Below are 19,553 nucleotides of genomic sequence, written 5' to 3'. Positions count from 1 at the left end.
CCGGACGGGCACTCCTTTGGGCAGTACTGGACATGAGCAGTAACTGACGTGAGAACCACCTGACGTGAGCAGTAACTGGCATGAGCAGTAGCTGGCATGAGCACTAACGAGGCAAGGGCCGCCGTCGAAGCGGTGTGGCGCAGCGAATCCGCCCGTATTGTCGGCGCCCTTGCCCGTTATACCGGAGACTTTCCACTGGCAGAGGACCTCGCACAGGAAGCACTCGCAGAGGCCCTCGTGTCATGGTCTGTCAACGGCGCACCTGCCAATCCCGTGGGATGGCTCCTCACAGCGGGTCGTCGTCGTGCCATCGATACTTTCCGGCGGCGGGCCGCTCTGGACGACAAATATGCGCTGCTGGCGCGCGACCTCACAGAGGAAGAAGCGGGCGTGGATGCGCTGTTCAACCCCCAAGCCATAGACGACGACGTCCTGGCCCTGATGTTCATTTCCTGCCACCCCGTGGTGTCCAGGGAAGCCCGGATAGCCATGACTCTTCGCGTTGTGGGCGGCATGACCACGGAAGAGATCGCCAAGGCATTCCTGGTCCCGGTGCCAACCATCCAGGCACGCATCACCCGGGCCAAGAAGACGCTCGCCGCTGCGCGCGTCCCCTTCGCAGTGCCCGAAGCCGAACAGGTCCCTGAGCGGCTTGGTTCGGTGCTGAATGTCGTCTATCTGATCTTCAACGAAGGAGCCTACGCTTCCGGAGGAGAAAACTGGATGCGGACCGAGCTGGCCAGTGAAGCACGTCGACTTGCCCGAGTGCTGGTCCGCGTGGCACCGGAGCCCGAAGCATTCGGGTTGCTTGCACTCATGGAACTCACAGCGGCGCGGTTCCCGGCAAGGCTCAACGCGGATGGCCAGCCGATCCTGCTGGAAAACCAGGATCGACGTCGATGGGATCAGTCAGCAATCCGTCGCGGACGCGCAGCACTTTCGACGGCGGCTGGTTCCGGCCGTGGGCTCGGCGCCTACGGGCTGCAGGCTTCCATCGCCGAATGCCACGCTGTGGCGCACTCAGTGGAGGAGACGGACTGGGATCGAATCGTGGTTCTGTACGAGGCGCTCGGGCGACTCACGCCGTCGCCCATCATCGATTTGAACCGTGCCGTCGCGGTGTCCATGGCTTCTGGCCCTGCCGCCGCACTGGACCTCGTTGACAAATTGGATCGCACGGGTGAACTTAAGGGCTCGCATCTCTTGCCGGCGGTAAGAGGCGAGCTGCTGTGGCGGCTTGGACGCGATGAAGAAGCGAGGGAAGCATTTCACCAAGCTCTTGAACTGTGCTCCAGCGGCGCCGAACGCTTGGTCCTTGAGCGAAAAATCAAGGACTTGCAACCCGGAGAACGCCAGTAAGCGCTCAAACGGGTGCACGCTAGCCCCTCGATGTGCGCCGGGCACTTTTATGGCCGGGCACTCTTCATGTTCGGAGGCTCTCTTATGTTCTGAGGGGTGTGTGGTGGTGGTTGCGTCGTGGTGTTTGGTGGGGGTCGATGTGTGGGGGTGGGGTGAACCAGGGTACGCCGGTGGTGGTGGTGATGGTCCATTGTTCTTTGTGGATGAGGTGGTGGTGGTGGCTGCAGAGCAGGGTGCCGTTGTCGGTTAACGTGGTGCCGCCGTGTGACCAGTAGGTGATGTGGTGGGCTTCGCACCAGGGGGAGGGCATGGTGCAGTCGGGGAACGCGCAGCCTTGGTCCCGGGCGGTGATGGCTTTGCGGATGTGGGGCGGGAAGATCCGGGTGGTGCGGCCGATGTCCAGAATGCGGGAGTCGGTTCCGAGCAGGACGGGGAGGATGTCGGCGTCGCAGGCTATTTTGCGGATGGTGTCGGGGTGGATCGGGCCGGCAAAGGTGGCGGAGCCGGAGCTGAGCCGGGGGTGTTGCGGGTCAGGTCCGGTCCCTGTGCCTGTGGTCCGGGTGGGGGCCGTGCGCGTGAGTCGTTGGAAGAGGTCGCGTTCGTCGATGGTGACGGCGAGCTGGGGTCGGAGCCCGCCGTTGGAGGGCAGTATCCCTGTGGTCATGGCGACGGCGCAGGCTCCGACGAGGCCGTCGAGGAGTTTCTGGGCCCGGGAACGCCGGTCCAGGTCCGGACCCGCTGGTTCGTTCCCGCCGTCTCCGTTCCCGCCCCCGTTCCCGTTAACGCTGTCGTTGCTTTCGCCGGTGGCGTTGCTTTCGTCGGTGGTGTTGCTGGTTTCGGGCTCATTAGTGTGTGCGGAGGTGAGTCGGGGGTTGGTGGCGGTGTTCATGGCGGTGGTGAGTGTTTCGTATTGTTCGGTAGTGGCGAAGATTTCCAGATGATGCAGTCCGTGGCGGGGCTTGCGGATGAAGGTGCCTTGGAGCTGGCGGAGGATTTCTTCGCTGGGTTCCGGGCCGTCCTGGTCGATCAGGTCGTTCCAGCGTTTGGTCATTTTCAGGACGAAGTCGGGGTCGGACCCGGCGGCGGTGCGGGTGAGGGCGTGTTCCATCCGGGTGAGGGTCTCCTCGTCGGTGAGGAGCCGTACTTTGTCCAGGGCGGCGCTGATGATGCTCGCGGACCGGGTGGGTATTTGCGTGGATTCGAGGGCTTGGGCCAGGATTTCGCGGCGGGCCGGGATGTGTTGCCCGGCGATCCCGGTCCCGGGGAGGACCTGGGAGGCCAGGGCGAGCCGGCGCCGGGCTTCGCTGATGCCGATCCGCAAACGGGCCCGCAGGAATTCCGCGGCGTTGCGGTAGCCATCATCGGCCACCGCAGCAGCGTCCGCCACCGCAGCAGCACCGAACCCAGCAGAAGTATCGAACCCGGTAGTAGCGGACCCAGTAGCAGTATTGAAGCCAGCAGCGGTGGCGGATCCAGCAGCAGTATTGAAGCCAGCAGCGGTGGCGGATCCGCCGGCAGTGGAGAAGCCAGCAGCAGCAGCAGTGTCGGATCCTGCAGCGGTGTCTGTGGCTGTGGCGGTGGCGGGGTTTGGTCCTGTGGGTGCGGGGTTGGTCCAGCCTGTCTGCCATCCCGTGCCCGCCGCGGAGGAGGGCCGTGCCTGCTGGGCCTGGGTGCGGGTCCGTTCCACGGCGTGCGCCGCGATGACCTGCAGATACTCCACGGTGCGGGCGATCTCCTCCACCCGCCCGGCGAACCCTGCGGCTTCGGCAAACCCGAACCCCGGGGCACCGGCCACGGTGACGGAACGCAGACTTTCCAAGGCCCCAACGCTATCAGCCAGCGCATCCCCAAGTCCGAGTGCATCCCCAAGCCCCGGCGCATCCCCAAGTCCGAGCGTATCCTCAAGCCCCGGCGCGCCTTGATGTCTTAGCGGACTCCCAAGTCCCAAGGAACCGCCCAGTCCCCGGGAAACAGAGCTGACTTCAGGATCGACCCTAATTCCTGAATCGACTTCAACTTCAGGATGGACCCCAAGGCCGGCGAAGGGCAGTGGTTCCAGGCCGTGAACAGGCTCGACTTCACGGTCCATTTCACTAAGGGTGGCGAAGGATTTCGGTTCAATGCCGCGAAGCAGCGCCATGGCCCTGAGCTTCTCCGAATCGCCGCCTGCCGCAGCCGACGCCGTCGGGCTTTCACAGCCGGCCTGGCCGCTGGCAGGACCGGTGTGGCCTCCTCGGGGAAGGCCCCGGGGGCGCACCGCCACGCCAGGCATCGCTGCCCGTCGCGCCATGATTTCCCCAATGCTTCCCATGAATAAACCCTCTCACCAGGGTCTGACATTTTTAGGAAGCACTTCCAAGGGCTTCAGCCGGGATAGCCGTACTCCTCGTCAGATACCAACTCGCCCCAGGTTGTTTCGGAACCGTCTGAGGCTCCGGTGGTTTCCCACATGGCAAGGTGGCTCATGAAATGGTCCGGAGCAGCACCGTGCCAGTGCCACTCGCCCGGCGGTGTGTAGATGGTGTCACCTTGACGGGCCACCTTGACCTCGCCTCCGCGCGCCTGCACCAGGCACACACCGTCGGTCACGTAGAGCGTCTGTCCAGCCGCGTGGGTGTGCCACGCCGTTCTCGCACACGGTGCGAAGCGGACGATGTTCACCCGCAGTCGGGAGGGCTCGTCTCCCTTGGCGATGACGTCGAAGTAGACGTCGCCGGTGAAGAGCCCTGATGGTCCCTTGGTGCTGGTGGTTTTGGGGGTAATCTCCATCGTTCCTTTTTCGTTGCGGAATTAGTTGCGGTTCGTCTTGCGTTTCGTCGCGGGGAGGTCGTGGCCGGGTTCGGGCGTGCCAGGTTCAGAGGCAAGCGTGGTGGCAGCCCAACTCGCAAGCAGTTGCAGGGCATCCTCAGTCCCGGTGCCGGGCTCCGGGTTGTAGATGGTCATGGTCAGGCCGTCGTCAGCGGACAACTCAAACGCCTCGTAGAGCATGTGCAGGTCCCCGACGATCGGATGACGGAATTGTTTCTTGCCGGTGTAATGCTGCCGGACGTTGTGCGAAGCCCAGCGCACACGGAATTCTTCGCTGCGGGTGGACAGCTCGCCTACGAGGTCTGTGAGTCCACGGTCGTATGGGTCCCGCCCGGCCTCGGTCCGCATAATGGCCACCGTGTCGTTGGCGGCCCGTTCCCAATCGGTGTAGAAGTCATGGCTGCGGGGATCGAGGAAGAGGAAGCGGGCAAGGTTGGGTGGTCCGGAAGGGTTGTCGTAGCTTTCCGAGTACAGTGCCCTGCCCAAGGCGTTGGTAGCGAGGATATCGAGCCGGCCATTGCGCACGAATGCCGGCGAATGGGTGATTGCGTCCAATGTGAGTTGGACGCCCTGCCGGATGGATTGTTTCCGTACCGGCCGACGCCGCAACCAGCCGCCGTCGTTGGCCGCACGGGCGAGGTCCAAGAGATGCGCCCGTTCGGCGTCGTCCAGTTGCAGGGCATTGGCGAGCGATTCGAGGACGCTATCCGAGACGCCTGAGAGGTTCCCCCGCTCCAAGCGGGTGTAGTACTCAACACTGACGCCGGCAAGCATGGCAACTTCGCCTCGGCGGAGCCCCAGGACGCGCCGGTTGCCGCCATAGGCGGCAAGCCCAGCTTGTTCGGGGGTGATCTTCGCTCTTCGTGTCGAGAGGAAATCGCGCGTCTCGGTACGGTTGTCCATGTTTCCAACGGTAGGGGTTTTGGTCTCCCAAGGGAGTCCCTGTCAGTACCCCTAACAGCAGTAACTCCTTGCATTGTGGAAAAGAGGGTTAGATGGAAACATCCACTGATCTTCATCACGCAGGAGAAACATGCCTTCCGCTAACGCTTATGCTTCACCCTCGGCCACGGGCGACCTCACCCTGACCACCATCGAACGTCGCGGGGTTGGACCTCACGATGTCCACATTGACATCAAATTCGCTGGCATCTGTCACTCGGACATCCACACTGTGCGCGGCGATTGGGGTCCCCAGCAGTACCCGCTGGTCCCTGGCCACGAGATTGCCGGCATCGTTACCGAAGTTGGCCCGAACGTCACCAAGCACAAAGTCGGCGACCGGGTTGGTGTTGGCTGCATGGTCAACTCGTGCAAGGAGTGCCGGAACTGCTTGGCGGGCGAGGAACAGTACTGCCTCAACGGCAACGTGGGCACTTACGGAGCAATTGACCGTGACGGTACCGTCACCCAGGGCGGTTACTCGAGCAGCGTGGTGGTGAACGAGGACTTTGTCGTCACCATCCCTGAAGCGCTGGATCTCGACGTTGCTGCACCGCTGCTGTGCGCAGGCATCACGACTTTCTCCCCGCTGCACCACTGGGAAGCCGGCCCTGGCAAGAAGGTCGCGATCGTGGGCCTTGGCGGCCTGGGCCACATGGGGGTCAAGATTGCCCACGCCATGGGTGCCGAGGTGACGGTTTTGTCTCAGTCCCTGAAGAAGATGGAAGATGGCCTCAATCTTGGCGCTGACCACTATTACGCCACCAGTGATCCTGCCACGTTCGAGCAACTGGCAGGTACCTTTGACCTCATCATCAACACGGTCAGTGCTTCCATCGATATCAGCGCCTACCTGCAACTGCTGAGCCTTGACGGCACGCTGGTGAACGTTGGCGCGCCGGCCGAGCCGCTGCCCGTGAATGCTTTCGCCCTCATCGGTGGACGCCGCAGGTTCGCCGGCTCCATGATTGGCGGAATCCGCGAAACCCAGGAAATGCTGGACTTCTGCGCCGAGCACGGGCTCGGTGCCGAGATCGAGGTCATCCCCGCCAGCAAGATCAACGATGCCTATGAGCGCGTACTCGCCTCCGATGTGCGTTATCGCTTCGTCATCGACGCGTCCACCATTGGCTAGCACGCCGACCCAACAGCAAGACCACTGAAGGGGCCACGCCTCCTCGCAGCCGTCAGGTTGATCGAGGGGCGTGGCCTTTTTAGTGCAGGCAAGCAGGGACAATGGTGTGGTGACTTTTAGACTGGAGACCATTGGCGCAGGGCTGGTCTTCGCTGATTCCCTGGGAAAGCTCACCGCTGCGCTCAAAAGCCAGGGCGTCGGCGGAACGGTGGTCGTCCAGGCCCCACCCGGGACGGGAAAGACAACATTGGTTCCTCCGCTGCTGGCCAACCTCGTGGAGGAGGGGCGCCCGGGCCCGCCCCGCGTCGTCGTCACCCAACCGCGCAGGGTGGCCGCGCGTTCAGCCGCCCGCCGCCTTGCCTCTCTCGACGGCAGCCGTCTGGGCAGCCGTAGGTTATACAGTCCGCGGCGAGAGCAAATCGGGCCCGGACACTGTGGTGGAATTCGTCACTCCCGGCATTCTCTTGCGGCGCCTCCTGGCTGATCCGGGACTTGAGGGCACGCAAGCGGTGATCCTGGATGAGGTCCACGAGCGGGGCCTCGAAACCGACCTGCTGGTGGGCATGCTCGCGGAAGTCCAGGAACTCCGGGGCGACCTCACGCTGGTGGCCATGTCGGCAACCGTTGACGCGAAGCGTTTCGCCAGCCTGCTGGGGCAAAACGGGCTGGAGCGAGGCGGCTTGGGGGAGGCCGACGGCGGCGTGCCGGCTCCCGTCGTCGACTGTCCTTCCGTGCTGCACGCCCTGGAGGTCCAGTGGGTTCCGGCCCCGGGCCAGCGCTTGGACGATCGCGGCGTGGCATACAGCTTCCTTAACCATGTTGCCGAGACAACGGTGGCCGCCCATGAGGAAGCGCTCATGGAAAACCCCGACGTTGACGCTTTGGTCTTCCTCCCAGGCGTCCGTGAAGTGTCCGACGTCGCCAGCCGCCTCCGCGGGCGGGTCCAGGGCGGTGTTGAGGTACTTGAGCTGCACGGCCAGATCGGTCCGGATGCCCAGGACCGGGCGGTTTCGGGCCGGGAACCCGGCGGCCCTCCTCGAATTATTGTGTCAACGGCGTTGGCCGAGTCGTCACTCACGGTGCCGGGCGTCCGGCTCGTTATTGATTCCGGCCTGTCACGTGAACCGCGTCGTGACGCGGGCAGAGGCATGTCCGGACTGGTGACGGTGTCCTGCTCGAAGGCTTCTGCGGAGCAGCGGGCCGGCCGCGCAGCGCGCCAAGGACCAGGCAGGGTTGTCCGGTGCTACGACCAACAGGCCTTCGCTGCTGCGCCAGCACATCAAACCCCGGAGATTTCGGTGGCCGACCTCACCAGCGCCGCTCTGGTTCTCGCTTGCTGGGGAGCACCCGGGGGTCGGGGGCTTGCACTGCCCGACGCACCACCGCGTGCCGCTATGGATGACGCCGTCGAGGTCCTTCGGGAACTCGGTGCAGTGACATTGGAAGGAACGGTCACGGACCTGGGCAGGACACTCGCGAAGATCCCGGCAGACCCGCGGCTGGCCCGCGCGTTGCTGGACGGTTCCGCGCTGGTTGGCCGCCGCCTTGCCGCTGAAACCGTGGCACTGGTGGCCGGTGATCAACGCGCACCTGGTGCCGATCTCACAAAACTCCTGGCGGCAGTCCGTTCCGGATCAGACCCGGCAGCCCGACGATTCGCCGAGGACGTCAAACGGATGGAATCGTTCGCGCGTCAGGAGACCTCCGACGCCGTGAAAGCGCCCCTGGACGTTTCAGCGAGGGAAGCTCCGGGGTTCGTGGTCGCGTTGGCCTTCCCGGACCGTATTGCCAGGCGGGTTCCCGGCCAAGGGGCACCCACGTATCTGCTGACATCGGGCACCAGGGCTGGTCTGCCCGCAGGTAGCTCCCTGGCCGGTCATGACTGGTTGGCCGTGGCGGAGGTTTCCCGCGCCCAAGGCAGGGATGCCGCGGGCACGGGAGCCGTGATCCGATCGGCGGCGCCCCTGTCCGCCGAACTGGCGGTGGCTGCGGCGCCGGAGCTGTCGGTGGAGGAAGTAACGGCACGTTTCGCCCAAGGCCGGGTGACCGCCAGGCTTGAGCGGAGGCTGGGAGCCCTTGTGCTGTCCTCGACGCCCGTGCGCCCCAGCGTCGAGCAGGGCCGTCATGCTGTTGCGATTGCGCTGGAAAAGGCAGGACTCTCGATGATCGGGTGGTCCGCTGCGGCAGATGCGCTGCGCCGGCGTCTGGCCTTGTTGCACCGGGAGCTGGGCGATCCGTGGCCGGATGTCAGCGAATCCGCCCTGTTGGCCAGGTTGGATGACTGGCTTGCCCCGGAGCTCGAATCCATGGCCACCGGTACCCCGGCCGCCACGATTGACCTCACCGATCCACTCCGGCGCCTGCTCCCGTGGCCCGAGGCTTCCACCTTGGACAGCCTGGTGCCCGAGCGCCTTCAGGTGCCCAGCGGCTCGCGGGTGAGGATCGACTACCCCGAGGTCGCTGACGGCTCCGGGGGCCCGGAGCGAAAGAATGCGGAGCACGACGGCGGTAGCCCGGTTGTAGCGGTCAAGCTGCAGGAATGCTTCGGCTGGGACCGCACGCCCCGCCTTATTGGCGGAAGGGTACCGGTGCTTTTCCACCTTTTGTCTCCCGCAGGCAGGCCGTTGGCAGTAACAGCCGATCTCGCTTCGTTCTGGTCCGGGCCCTACTCCCGGGTTCGGGCAGAGATGCGTGGGCGCTACCCCAGGCATCCCTGGCCCGAAGATCCGTGGACGGCACTGGCTACGGCCAAAACCAAGAACCGCATGTAGCCCAGCCGATGAAAGAACTGCTAGGCAAGCCTTTCCAACATGAACTGGATCTCGCCGTCCACGAACGTGCCTACTACGCTGCTTGCGGCGAACTCATCCGGCGCCGTGGTCAGTGGGTCCCGCTCAAACGCGGTGAAGTCGGCGCGTTTGCCCACCGTGATCGAGCCCGAAACGTCCCACAGTCCTGCAGCCCGCGCCGCGTGCGAGGTGTAGCCCTCAAGCGCTTGGAGTGCGGTGAGCGCCTGGGCTGGTGCGATGGGCTCCTGCTCCGGATGTCCGGAACGGCGCCGCAACTGGGCGTCTGCAATGATCGGCAAGGGTGCGTACGGAGCGATCGGCCAGTCGGAGCCGATGCCCACGGTGACTCCGGCCTCGCGGAGGTCCCTGCAACGCCATGCGCGGTCGGCACGGACCTTGCCTAGCCGGGTGGACCAATTGTCACTGTGGTCAGCCGCGGAATAATGTGTGCAGTGCGTCGGCTGCATACTCGCCACGACTCCGGCGTGCTGGAAGCGTTCCACCAGCTGGTCGGGCACCGTTTCGATATGTTCAATCCTGTGAACTGTCTGGCGGAGCACGTCCGAGGGCACAACACCGCGGAGCGACTCCAAGGCGTCCAGGACATGTTCCACGCCGGCATCGCCAATGGCGTGTGTCGCCGTCGGGATTCCCCGGGAGGCAAAGTAGCGTACCGCAGCTGTGTATTCTTCCGGCCGTGGCCAGAATGGCGCAGTGGATTGGCCGTACAGGTCCGGCTCGTAAAGCCACGCCGTCCCATTGTCCACGGTTCCATCAACGAACAGTTTGATGGCCTCGACCGACCAGCGGCGTCCGCCGGTGCCTACAGTGCGGGCAAGCTGCTTCCATTCGGCCACGCCAGTGCCCGGCATGCACCACGGCGCACTCCGCAACCGCAGCGGCAGCTCACCGTCGGCTTCCAAAGCCTGAAGTAGAGCCGTCGACTCCTCGTCATGGTCCATGACGTGCCCGCCGGTCAGGCCGGACCGGGCGAAGTCCCGGAGCAAGACACCCAGGCGGGTCTTGCGGTCCTCAAAGGATTCCTTGGGAATGTGACGCTGCACCAGGTCAATGGCCGCCGCTTCCAGGAGCATCCCTGTGGGGACGCCGTCGGCGTCGCAGACCACCTCGGCGGACTGGTCGAATTCAACGCGGCCACTGATCCCGGCCAATTCCAGTGCCCGGCTGTTTGCCAACGCCGAATGCCCGTCGAACAAACGGATCATCGCCGGCCGGTCTCCGGAGACTTCGTCGAGCACACTCCGGTGCAGGGGTACTGGGCCAAACGCGTTCGGATTCAGACCCCAGGCACGCAACCAGCCGCCGTCGTCCGATGGCACTGGGCCCGTCATTGATTCTGGGCCGGTCGTTGATTCTGCGCCGTTCATTGATTCTGACTGCAGCAGCGCGCGTACTTCAGCCAAAGTCGACGCGCCGGACAGATCACAGCCGATGGTCAGGTCCAGGCCAAACACCGGGTGGATGTGGCAATCCACCAGGCCTGGCGTAAGTGTCGCACCGCCAAGGTCCACTACCCGGGTACCGGGCCCACGCCACTGCCGGGCATCCTCCCGGGTTCCGACGGCGGCTACCAACCCGTCGCGGACGGCAACGGCCTGAATGGCCGGTCGGGAACCGTTATCCGGGTGGTCGTCGAGCGTGTGGATGGTGTCGGCAAGGACAATGAGGTCAGGAGTCATGGGTTTCGAAGCTTCCAATCCGGGCGAAGATGTGAGGGCGGGCACTGCGCAATCTGCGGGCTGTCAGCAGGCCTGCCACGAAAACAAGGGGGGTCACCAACAGGAGGATGGTGTTGGTAAGGGCATCGGCGAAAGTCAACAGTTCGATGTTGATGGCGATCAGGGCAACCACACCGAAGAGCAGGATGGCTGAAGCGATGCTCAAAGGAATGAGCAGCCGGTTGGTCACGGCTTCCGGGTTGCGCCGAAGGTAGATGAAAGCTGCCACGGACACCAGTCCCTGCAACGCGACAATGCCGAAGATGCCGGGGGTGTTGACCCAGATCAGCAGCTCCTTGTAAGGATCGGCGCCGGCGATGGCGCAAATAATGATGACGACGGCTGCGAGGGCTGTCTGGATCTGTCCGGCGCGGTGCGGGGACTTGTACTTCGGATGGGTCCTCCCGAGGAAAGCGGGAAGGACGCCGTCCTTTGCCAGCATGTAAACGTAGCGGTTGATGGCATTGTGGAAGGCAAGCTGGGAGGCATAGACACTGGTCACGATCAGCACGTACATGACAACCTCGGCCCACGGACCCACGTAGTGATTGATCGTGGCGAAGAACATGCCGTCGGCCAACTCACCTGCAGCTGCCATCACGTCACCATCGCCGTAGGCCTGGATGACCGTCCACACGATGAACGCATAGAACACGGACATGAAGCCGACCGCGATGTAGGTTGCCCGCGGGATGGACTTGTCTGGGTTTCGGGCCTCACGGCGGTACAGCACGGTGGATTCAAAGCCCATGAAAGCGGCGAAGCAGATGGCAAGGATGGCCAGGACGCCAGGGGTGAACGCATGCTCGGGGGAGAAGGAGGCAAGGCTGATGCCTTGGGCGCCCCCGTTCGCCAGGATGCCGGCGCCCATGACGGCAAGGATGGCGGTCTCGGCAATGAGCAGGACACCCAGGACCTTTGCCCCGACGTCGATGCCCCGATAGCCAAGGAACCAGACGGCGGCGACGGCCATCAAGGCGACTGCCGGCCATGGTACGTCCAGGCCGAAGAGTGTTCGGAGCATGGCCTGGGTCTGGACTGCGAAGAGCCCGTAGACGCCGATCTGCAGGCAGTTATAGGAGACGATGGCGAGGATGGCGGAGGCCAGACCTACCGTTTTTCCCATGGCAAGAGTGATGTAGGTGTAGAAGCCGCCGGCTGCTTTGACGTGCTTGGTCATGGCCATGAAAGCCACAGCGAAGATCAAGAGAACGGCGCCGGCGATGACGTAGCCCATGGGGGCGCCAATGCCCCCGATGCCAATGGCCACAGGTGCCACGCCGGCCATCACGGTCAAGGGAGCTGCTGCGGAGATGACCAGGAATGCAATGCCGCCTGTGCCGATGGCATTTTTCTTGAGCCCGTTTCCAGCATCCGCTGCAGGAGGGCGGGTTTCGATTTCAGACATGGTGTCCTCGGAGATCTAATGCGGGGAGATTTGGGGGGGAGTCGATCGATAAGCGAAAGGCTTTCGTTTATCGTAGGGCCTTGTGATTGGGCGCACAATACCTTTGCCCAAACTTCTGGCTAGAGTCGTAACAACACATTGATTGGAGAACCCGAATGCCACGCCCGCTGGTTCCGCTGATATCCATCGACGCACTCGTCACGGCCGCCTTGGAACTGGTGGACGAGGCCGGGGACTTCAGCCTGCCCAAACTGGCCAAGAGGATCGGCGTCAGTCAATCGTCCATTTACAACCATGTCAGCGGCCGCGAACAAATACTGGAGCTGATGCGGGGACGGATCATCGCCGAGAGCCCTTACACGCTCCATGAAGGGCAGGACTGGGAGGACGCCCTCAGGGTCATCGTCCGCGCCTACCGGGACGCCTTCGCCCGGCACCCCCGCCTGGCGCCCCTGCTGGTCTTGCAAACTGTGCAGGACGATCAGGTGCTGGCTCTCTATGAGAGTCTGGCGGTCGCCTTGGAAAATGCCGGTTTCCAGGGACAGGATGTGGTTTCGGCCATCTCCACGATCGACAGTTTTGCCTTGGGATTTGCGTTGGACCTGGCCGCTCCCGACGTCGTGTGGGCCCCTCCCGTTGACGGCTACCCGGCCCTTACCCAGGCGTTAACGCACGCGGGTCCGCCGGACAAGCGGGGTGAAGCAGCCTTCGATTTCGGTTTGGAGATCCTGGTAGCCGGGCTCCGTTCACGCCTCAACTCCCCGGTGCCGTGAACGTTGCTGTGAACGGCGCTGTGAATCCCGCTGTGAATCCTTTACAAACCTGGTGGGCGGCTGTGGTCCGTGGCTTCACCGACGTCCACACGACGGCCGTGCCCCTATCTGCGTTGGTGGCGATTCTTGCCGCAGCAACCATTTTGAGCATCCCTCGAGCCACGTGGCGATGGTTCGGTCTCTACGTCACCTTCGTCCATGAGCTGGGCCACGCCTATGCCGCCCTCATGACGGGGCGATTCGTCCACAGCCTCCGCATCGGACTGGATCATTCGGGCCGCCTCGTCAGCAGCGGCCGGAGCCCCTTTGGTGCGGCCTGGTCAGGGTTCTGGGGATATCCTGCGCCCGCGGTAGTGGGACTTGCCTTGATTGCTGCGTTCGCCGCCGGCCGATCAGGGGCCGCAATGTCCGTAGGCGCCCTCATCCTGCTGGTCTCCCTGATTTTCCTGCGCAACCTCACAGGGATCCTCGTGGCGGTGGTCAGCGCAGCTATCGCCCAGCTTTTGGTCTTCTTCGGATCTCCCACCATCGTTGACTACGCTGTGCTGGCCTTGGGGATCGCCCTGTCAGTGGGTGCCGTGCGCGACCTTTTCAAGCTTGCCGGTGTCCATACACGGCGCCGGAACCGGCTCGCAGCGTCGGACGCCTACATCCTGAGCCAAACCACGGGTGTCCCATCATTCCTGTGGCTGACAGGATTCTCCGTAGTCATCACAGGAAGCACTGTAACCTCAGCATGGTTGTTGTGGGGCATGGTGCCGGCCTAGTACACGTTGGCCGCTTGGCCGGCGGCTCTTCGTCCGCAACTGGGTCTTGCCCTGTGGTCGCCTCAGGGTGTCCAATCCTCTTACACGTTCGAACCTTTCGACGCGTTCGAACTCCGAGCTTGGATACGACACCAGGAGGTGCTCATGTCCGCGAAGGGCACACGGGAGACGGCCAAAGCGGCCGGACCCGGTACACCCGAGTCCCGGCGAAGCGAGAACGGTACGGCTCTGGCGGCAAGCGATCCTGCCAAGATACGCAACGTGGCACTCGTGGGGCATTCAGGTGCAGGGAAGTCGATGCTGGTGGAGGCCCTGTTGGCGGCGACCGGGGCCATCACCAGGATGGGCTCGATCACCGAGGGGACTACCGTCAGTGATTCAGACCCTTCAGCCATCCACCAGCAGAGGTCCGTCACCTTGTCTGTGGCCCCGATACTGGTGGGCGAGGTCAAGGTGAACCTGATCGACACTCCGGGGTACACGGATTTCACAGGGGAATTACGAGCAGGGTTGAGGGCCGCCGATGCGGCCCTCTTTGTCGTGTCCGCCGTGGACGGCATCGACGGCGCCACCATCGCCTTGTGGGGTGAATGCGAGAAGATCCGCATGCCGAGGGCTGTCGTAGTCAGCCGCCTGGACCACCCCCGCGCAGACTTCAGCGCCGCCGTCGTGCGTTGCCAGGAAGCCTTCGGCGAGTCCGTTCTCCCGCTGTACCTGCCTTCCGGGGGAGAACTGGCAGGCGTGCTCCACGGAAGCAGCAATGATCCTGCCGTGGAGGAAGCACGCGGTCCGTTGATTGAAGGGATCATTGCCGAGAGCGAAGACGAGACGTTGATGGACCGCTACCTGGGCGGTGAAGAGTTGCCGCTGGAGGACCTCATCAAGGACCTGGAGACCGCTGTGAGCAGAGGCTCCTTCTTCCCGGTGATGGCTACCTCGGCGGAAACGGGTTTGGGGCTTCCCGAGCTCATGGCGCTGATGATCGATGCGCTGCCGTCGCCGCTGGAACGAACCGCACCCCCGGTGATGAAGCTCGACGGTTCGTCCCTGAAACCGCTGGACTGCGACCCCGCAGGACGCCTGGCTGCCGAGGTGGTACGGACGACTGTGGACCCGTTCCTGGGTCGCGTGTGCCTGGTCCGTGTTTTTTCCGGAACCCTCCGTGAAGATACAGCCATCCACATCGGCGGCAGGGGATTGGCTGACAGGGGACACGAGGACCACGACAGCGATGAACGCGTCACGCATCTGTACTCACCCGTCGGATCAAGCCTGAAAGCTGTCTCCCAGTGCATCGCAGGTGACATTTGTGCCCTCAGCAAGCTGGCAAACGCGGAAACCGGGGACACGGTCTCTGACAAGGACGCCCCCCTGCTGATCGAAACCTGGAACATGCCTGAACCGCTGATGCCCATAGCGATCGAAGGAATGTCCCGTAGCGACGAGGACGCGTTGGCCAAGAGCATAGGAAAGGTAGTCGCGGCAGATCCGACGCTTCGGGTGGAACGCAACCAGGACACGCACCAGCTGATCCTGTGGTGCATGGGTGAAGCGCATGCCGAGGTGATCCTGGACAGGCTGCGCAACCAGGGCGTCAAACTTCAAACCGTGGAGGTCATCACACCGTTGCGGGAGACCTTCGCCAGCAAGGCAGCCGGGCACGGCCGGCACGTCAAGCAATCCGGCGGACATGGGCAGTTCGCTATCTGCGACATCGAGGTCGAGCCCCTGGCGCGCGGGGAGGGGTTTGAATTCGCTGACAAGACGGTGGGCGGTGTCATTCCCGGTACGTTCGTCACTTCCGTGGAAAAGGGCGTCCGCTCCCAGATGCTGAAGGGCGTTTCGGCCGGGTTCCCCGTGGTGGATATCAAAGTCACCTTGGTGGGCGGAAAAACCCACAGTGTGGATTCCTCGGACGCAGCCTTCCAGGCCGCCGGCGCCTTGGCCCTCCGCGAAGCCGCGGCAACGGCCAAAATCCAGTTGCTTGAGCCCGTGTCAGCCGTTGTGGTCAGTGTCCCGGACGAGCATGTCGGGGCAGTGATGAGTGATTTGTCCGGCCGAAGGGGACGGGTGACAGGCACGACGGCAGCCAACGGCGAAGGCACTGAGATCACCGCCGAGGTCCCTGACCAGGAACTTCGGCGCTACGCCGTGGAACTTCGCGCCCTGACAGCGGGCACCGGCCGCTTCCGGAGATCCTACCTGCGCCACGAGCCGGTGCCGAAGTAGTTCCTCAACTGTTTTCCCTCATGAATCCTGCCACCGCGGGTGCAAGCGAGGCACCTATCTCGGCGGCACTGCGCTTGAGGCCCTTGACCACGAACGAGTGGTCTGCATTTTCGCTCCACTGGAGAGTCGCCGTCGTGCCTATCCTGGCCACCACAGACTCCAGTAGTTCCGGTGTCGCGAAGGTATCGCGGGTGCCCTGAAGAAACAGCATGGGCACTGTTATCCCGTAGAGGTGTTCATCGCGGAGCTTCTCCGGTTTGCCCGGCGCGTGGAGTGGATAACCGAGATACACCAGGCCACTCGCGGGCATTCCCTCAGCCACGGCCATGGAGGCCATCCGTCCGCCAAAGGATTTTCCCCCCGCCCACAACGGTTCATTGCCTGCGAGTTCCGCGGCCTTTTCCATGACAGCGCGCCACGTGGCTATGGCTGCCGGCGGGCGGTCAGGGAATCGTCGCCCGGCTTCCCGGTACGGAAAATTGAAGCGCAGCGTACTGACGCCTTCCTCCGCCATCGCTTCGGCAAATCCCTGCAGGAAGGGGTGTTCCTTTCCTGCTCCGGCGCCGTGGGCAACTACGAGGGTGGCGAACGACTTCTCCGGACAGACGTGGATTCCCGATACCTTGGTGTCTCCCATGGCAACAGTCAGGGCGGTTTCAGTGTTTGGCATGTATCCATCATGAAGCAGTTTGGCCTTGGAGCTGTCAGGCATACTCCCCGCCGCCCGAAAAAAGGAACGCGGGATGCTGACGTGAACGCCCTTGACGGGGTAGCTTGTGGCCATGGCGAGCGAATCAGCAACAGTCTCCGTGCCCGGTCCCGAGGGCCCCCGAGAAGTTCGGATTTCAAGTCCAGGCCGCATCATGTGGCCTGAGGCCGGGCTGACGAAACTGGACCTGGCAAACTACCTGGTGGACGTGGGGGACGCTTTTGTGGCTGCCAACGGCAACCGGCCCGTCAGTCTCCAGCGGTACTCGGGCAACATCGAGGGCGAAATGTTCTTCTCCAAGAACCCTCCCAAGGGTGCGCCGGACTACGTCCGCTCGGTCATGGTGACTTATCCGAGCGCGCGGACCCATCCGCAGTTGGTGATCGATGAACCCGCGGCCGCGGTGTGGGCAGCGCAAATGAACACGGTCGTTTTCCACCCGTGGGCTTCCCGTGCCAACGATCCCGATAACCCCGACCAGCTGCGAATCGACCTCGATCCCCAGCCTGGAACCGACTTTGATGACGCCATACCGGCTGCGCAGGAACTCCGTGCGTTGTTGGACGAAGCGGGGCTGACGGCCTTCATCAAGACCTCGGGCAACAGGGGACTGCATGTGTATGCGCCCATCCACCCCAAGCATGAATTCCTGGAAGTGCGCCACGCGGTGATCGCTGCCGGCCGGGAGTTGGAGCGACGGATGCCCGAGAAGGTCACTACAGCATGGTGGAAAGAAGAACGCGGCACCAGGATCTTCGTGGACTTCAACCAGGCCAACCGCGACCGGACGATCGCCGGCGCATACAGCCCGCGTGCCGTGCCAAATGCACAGGTATCGTGCCCGTTGGCGTGGGAAGAGCTGGAGAATTCCGATCCGGCCAAATACACCATCACCACTGTCCCGGACCGGCTGAAGACAACAGGTGACCCGTGGGCAACGATGCATGACAAGCCCGGAGACATCGACGTCCTGCTGCAATGGTGGGAGCGTGACGTCAAGAACGGCCAAGGCGAAATGCCGTTCCCACCGGAATTTCCCAAGATGCCGGGGGAGCCAATGCGGGTGCAGCCCAGCCGGGCGCGCAAGCAGGAGGAGTAAACGCAGGAGCGGGTGTGCATCCAGGTTCACGCGGGGGCATTGTGACCGCAACGCTTGTATGCGGCCTGTTCCTCGCTGGCTGCACGGGCGAACCGCGGCCCAACCCGCTGCCGTCGACGCCAGTGACAAGCTCGACGGCGGCCCCTCCCACGGTCCCTGCGCCGCCGCCGACATCAACATCACAGTCACCACCGGTAACACCTGCCTTTCGCGAGCTGCAGGCAACTTTGGAACTCTTTAGTCGGGAGATGCTCCAGAACGGTGCGCCGGCGGTGCTGATGGAGGCCAGAGCCGGGCAACAAGTGTGGAGGCACGCGGCAGGTGTTAGGAGCCTTGACGGAGGTGCTCCCGTGCAGGCGGATGATCCGATCCGGGTGGGCGGGCTGACGCGGACCATGGTGGCAGTTTCCGTGTTGAAGCTGGTGGAAGAAGGCCGGCTGGTACTTGAGGATCCGATCGCCAAATACCTGCCGGGGATCGACGTCCTCCTGCAGCCGGGGCAAGAGCCAGTGACCGTCCGGCAATTGTTGGACCACACCTCCGGGACTCCCTATGCCAGCGGACTTTCGGATTATGCGGTCCTTGGCTTTTTGGTGGAGCGGCTGCGGGGGGCTCCACTGGGAACCGTGCTGCGAACGGACATCCTGGATCCCTTGAATTTGCATTCAACCAAGGTGTTGGACGAGGGCCCCCTTCCGGCCGCGTTGGTCCATGGTTATGCAGTGCTGCGGGGTAAAACCGTGGACGTCACGCATTCCGCGCAGGCTGGCGGCCCGGCTTCAGAGGGCGTGATCGCCAGCGTGGCAGACATCAATGCCTTCTACGCAGCGTTGCTCAAAGGGCGGCTGCTCTTACCGCAGAGCCTCGTGGAGATGAAGGGCCCGGTTTTCGCCGATTACGGACTGGGGCTGGACCACTGGCACGACACGTGTACCAACGGCCTCTATTACGGCCATTCAGGTGACATACCCGGCTATGGCACCATCTCGATCAGCAGTGCTGATGGCAACCGTCAGCTCACCATTTCCTTGGCGTACCCGCCGCTGCCCCTGTCCACGCAACCCTCGGCCATCGCCTTGGAACTGACAGGGCTGGCCCAGGTCGCTTTGAACGCGAGCTGCCGTTTCCAGTTCCGCTGACCCCGCTCCTGCGGAGGGCTGGGACCCTATTCGAACCGTGAAGGATCGCCCGTTCCGCGCCGCACTACCTCTGCCGTGCCGCTGGAGAAGTCGATCACTGTTGTGGGCTCTGAACCGGTATCGCCGGAATCGATCACTGCGTCCACTTCGTTGTCCAGCCGCTCCTTGATCTCCCAGCCCTGGGTCAGTGGCTCCTCCTGGTCAGGCAGCAGAAGCGTGCTGGACAGCAAGGGTTCACCGAGTTCCGCAAGGAGTGCCTGGACCACCTTGTGGTCCGGGATGCGTACGCCCACTGTCTTCTTTTTCGGGTGGAGCAGGCGCTTGGGAACCTCGCGGGTGGCCGGAAGGATGAAGGTGTAGCTGCCGGGCGTGACGGCCTTGATGCTGCGGAAAACATCGTTATCGATCATCACGAACTGCCCCATTTGGGCAAAGTCCTTGCAGACCAGGGTGAAGTGGTGTTTGTCGTCCAGTTGCCGGATGGTCCGGATGCGATCCAGGGCTTCCCTGTTGCCGATCTGGGCACCCAGGGCGTAGCAGGAGTCGGTTGGGTAGGCGATCAGCCCGCCGCTTTGCAGCATATTAACCACTTGGCCGATGGCGCGTGGTTGGGGATCTTCAGGGTGGACGTCAAAGAATCTGGCCATGGAGAGAGCC

At 63.5% G+C, this 19,553-nt stretch carries 14 protein-coding genes and 1 pseudogene; 8 read left to right on the top strand and 7 right to left on the bottom strand.

Translation table 11 applies throughout. From position 1 onward, the window contains the following. Positions 1 to 96: 96 nt before the first annotated feature. Positions 97 to 1,359 carry an RNA polymerase sigma factor gene (locus tag AC6I97_RS13285; protein WP_497945094.1) on the top strand — a complete coding sequence of 421 codons (1,263 nt, stop codon included), beginning with the start codon at positions 97 to 99 and terminating at the stop codon, positions 1,357 to 1,359. Between the two features lie 82 nt (positions 1,360 to 1,441). Here AC6I97_RS13285 and AC6I97_RS13280 read toward each other — a convergent pair whose 3' ends face one another. Genes AC6I97_RS13280 through AC6I97_RS13270 form a run of 3 tightly spaced genes read right to left on the bottom strand, consistent with a single transcriptional unit; the run spans position 1,442 to position 5,070 of the window. Beyond that, positions 1,442 to 3,670 carry an HNH endonuclease signature motif containing protein gene (locus AC6I97_RS13280; RefSeq protein ID WP_497945093.1) on the bottom strand — a complete coding sequence of 743 codons (2,229 nt, stop codon included), beginning with the start codon at positions 3,668 to 3,670 and terminating at the stop codon, positions 1,442 to 1,444. Between the two features lie 53 nt (positions 3,671 to 3,723). After that, on the bottom strand, positions 3,724 to 4,128 hold the full coding sequence (locus AC6I97_RS13275; protein ID WP_497945092.1) for a (R)-mandelonitrile lyase: 405 nt from the start codon (positions 4,126 to 4,128) through the stop codon (positions 3,724 to 3,726). 21 nt (positions 4,129 to 4,149) lie between these two features. Beyond that, a complete protein-coding gene (locus AC6I97_RS13270; protein ID WP_497945091.1) occupies positions 4,150 to 5,070 on the bottom strand; it encodes a helix-turn-helix transcriptional regulator in 921 nt (306 codons plus the stop codon). Positions 5,071 to 5,200: 130 nt separating this feature from the next. Here AC6I97_RS13270 and AC6I97_RS13265 point away from each other — a divergent pair, with 130 nt between their 5' ends. After that, on the top strand, positions 5,201 to 6,244 hold the full coding sequence (locus AC6I97_RS13265; RefSeq protein ID WP_224164324.1) for an NAD(P)-dependent alcohol dehydrogenase: 1,044 nt from the start codon (positions 5,201 to 5,203) through the stop codon (positions 6,242 to 6,244). An 82-nt stretch (positions 6,245 to 6,326) separates the two neighbouring features. Beyond that, positions 6,327 to 9,015: pseudogene (hrpB, locus tag AC6I97_RS13260) on the top strand (ATP-dependent helicase HrpB). 20 nt (positions 9,016 to 9,035) lie between these two features. On the opposite strand, the gene AC6I97_RS13255 reads toward hrpB, so the two are convergent. Then, entirely contained in the window at positions 9,036 to 10,733 is a 1,698-nt protein-coding gene (locus tag AC6I97_RS13255; RefSeq protein WP_497945090.1) for an amidohydrolase, read from the bottom strand. Next, complete coding sequence (locus tag AC6I97_RS13250) at positions 10,723 to 12,180, bottom strand: APC family permease (protein WP_497945089.1); 1,458 nt, start codon at positions 12,178 to 12,180, stop codon at positions 10,723 to 10,725. Before AC6I97_RS13250 ends, AC6I97_RS13255 begins: the two co-directional genes overlap by 11 nt. Before the next feature lie 155 nt (positions 12,181 to 12,335). Between AC6I97_RS13250 and AC6I97_RS13245 the strand changes: the two genes are divergently transcribed. The 3 genes from AC6I97_RS13245 (at position 12,336) to AC6I97_RS13235 (ending at position 15,949) form a co-directional block, all read left to right on the top strand. Then, the gene (locus AC6I97_RS13245) at positions 12,336 to 12,953 is read left to right on the top strand and encodes a TetR/AcrR family transcriptional regulator C-terminal domain-containing protein (protein WP_497945088.1); all 618 of its coding nucleotides are present in this window, start codon (positions 12,336 to 12,338) and stop codon (positions 12,951 to 12,953) included. Next, positions 12,950 to 13,720, top strand: a complete 771-nt coding sequence (locus tag AC6I97_RS13240) for a M50 family metallopeptidase (RefSeq protein ID WP_497945087.1) — start codon at positions 12,950 to 12,952, stop codon at positions 13,718 to 13,720. The genes AC6I97_RS13245 and AC6I97_RS13240 overlap by 4 nt, the downstream gene beginning before the upstream one ends. Positions 13,721 to 13,864: 144 nt before the next feature. Further along, on the top strand, positions 13,865 to 15,949 hold the full coding sequence (locus AC6I97_RS13235; protein ID WP_497945086.1) for an elongation factor G-like protein EF-G2: 2,085 nt from the start codon (positions 13,865 to 13,867) through the stop codon (positions 15,947 to 15,949). Positions 15,950 to 15,953: 4 nt separating this feature from the next. Here the strand turns inward: AC6I97_RS13235 and AC6I97_RS13230 are convergent, their stop codons facing one another. Continuing rightward, positions 15,954 to 16,619, bottom strand: coding sequence for an alpha/beta hydrolase family protein (locus AC6I97_RS13230; protein ID WP_497945085.1), 666 nt, complete (start codon positions 16,617 to 16,619; stop codon positions 15,954 to 15,956). Between the two features lie 112 nt (positions 16,620 to 16,731). Between AC6I97_RS13230 and ligD the strand changes: the two genes are divergently transcribed. Beyond that, positions 16,732 to 17,757 carry a non-homologous end-joining DNA ligase gene (gene ligD / locus AC6I97_RS13225; protein ID WP_224164331.1) on the top strand — a complete coding sequence of 342 codons (1,026 nt, stop codon included), beginning with the start codon at positions 16,732 to 16,734 and terminating at the stop codon, positions 17,755 to 17,757. Positions 17,758 to 17,879: 122 nt separating this feature from the next. Then, positions 17,880 to 18,896: a serine hydrolase domain-containing protein gene (locus AC6I97_RS13220; RefSeq protein WP_497947100.1), complete on the top strand. Its 1,017-nt coding sequence runs from the start codon at positions 17,880 to 17,882 to the stop codon at positions 18,894 to 18,896. Positions 18,897 to 18,922: 26 nt separating this feature from the next. Here the strand turns inward: AC6I97_RS13220 and AC6I97_RS13215 are convergent, their stop codons facing one another. Beyond that, positions 18,923 to 19,543, bottom strand: a complete 621-nt coding sequence (locus AC6I97_RS13215; protein WP_216925826.1) for an L-threonylcarbamoyladenylate synthase — start codon at positions 19,541 to 19,543, stop codon at positions 18,923 to 18,925. Positions 19,544 to 19,553: the final 10 nt, after the last annotated feature.

This window comes from Arthrobacter sp. TmtSoilC48 (assembly GCF_059739425.1).
The sequence above is the reverse complement of the archived record's forward strand: the minus strand, read 5'-3'. Positions and strand labels throughout refer to the sequence as shown.

Excerpts from the sequence above, each read along its gene's own strand:
- AC6I97_RS13285 (WP_497945094.1), top strand. The coding sequence starts at position 97 with ATGAGCACTAACGAGGCAAGGGCCGCCGTCGAAGCGGTGTGGCGCAGC.
- AC6I97_RS13280 (WP_497945093.1), bottom strand. The coding sequence starts at position 3,670 with ATGGGAAGCATTGGGGAAATCATGGCGCGACGGGCAGCGATGCCTGGC.
- AC6I97_RS13275 (WP_497945092.1), bottom strand. The coding sequence starts at position 4,128 with ATGGAGATTACCCCCAAAACCACCAGCACCAAGGGACCATCAGGGCTC.
- AC6I97_RS13270 (WP_497945091.1), bottom strand. The coding sequence starts at position 5,070 with ATGGACAACCGTACCGAGACGCGCGATTTCCTCTCGACACGAAGAGCG.
- AC6I97_RS13265 (WP_224164324.1), top strand. The coding sequence starts at position 5,201 with ATGCCTTCCGCTAACGCTTATGCTTCACCCTCGGCCACGGGCGACCTC.
- AC6I97_RS13255 (WP_497945090.1), bottom strand. The coding sequence starts at position 10,733 with ATGACTCCTGACCTCATTGTCCTTGCCGACACCATCCACACGCTCGAC.
- AC6I97_RS13250 (WP_497945089.1), bottom strand. The coding sequence starts at position 12,180 with ATGTCTGAAATCGAAACCCGCCCTCCTGCAGCGGATGCTGGAAACGGG.
- AC6I97_RS13245 (WP_497945088.1), top strand. The coding sequence starts at position 12,336 with ATGCCACGCCCGCTGGTTCCGCTGATATCCATCGACGCACTCGTCACG.
- AC6I97_RS13235 (WP_497945086.1), top strand. The coding sequence starts at position 13,865 with ATGTCCGCGAAGGGCACACGGGAGACGGCCAAAGCGGCCGGACCCGGT.
- AC6I97_RS13230 (WP_497945085.1), bottom strand. The coding sequence starts at position 16,619 with ATGCCAAACACTGAAACCGCCCTGACTGTTGCCATGGGAGACACCAAG.
- ligD (WP_224164331.1), top strand. The coding sequence starts at position 16,732 with ATGGCGAGCGAATCAGCAACAGTCTCCGTGCCCGGTCCCGAGGGCCCC.
- AC6I97_RS13215 (WP_216925826.1), bottom strand. The coding sequence starts at position 19,543 with ATGGCCAGATTCTTTGACGTCCACCCTGAAGATCCCCAACCACGCGCC.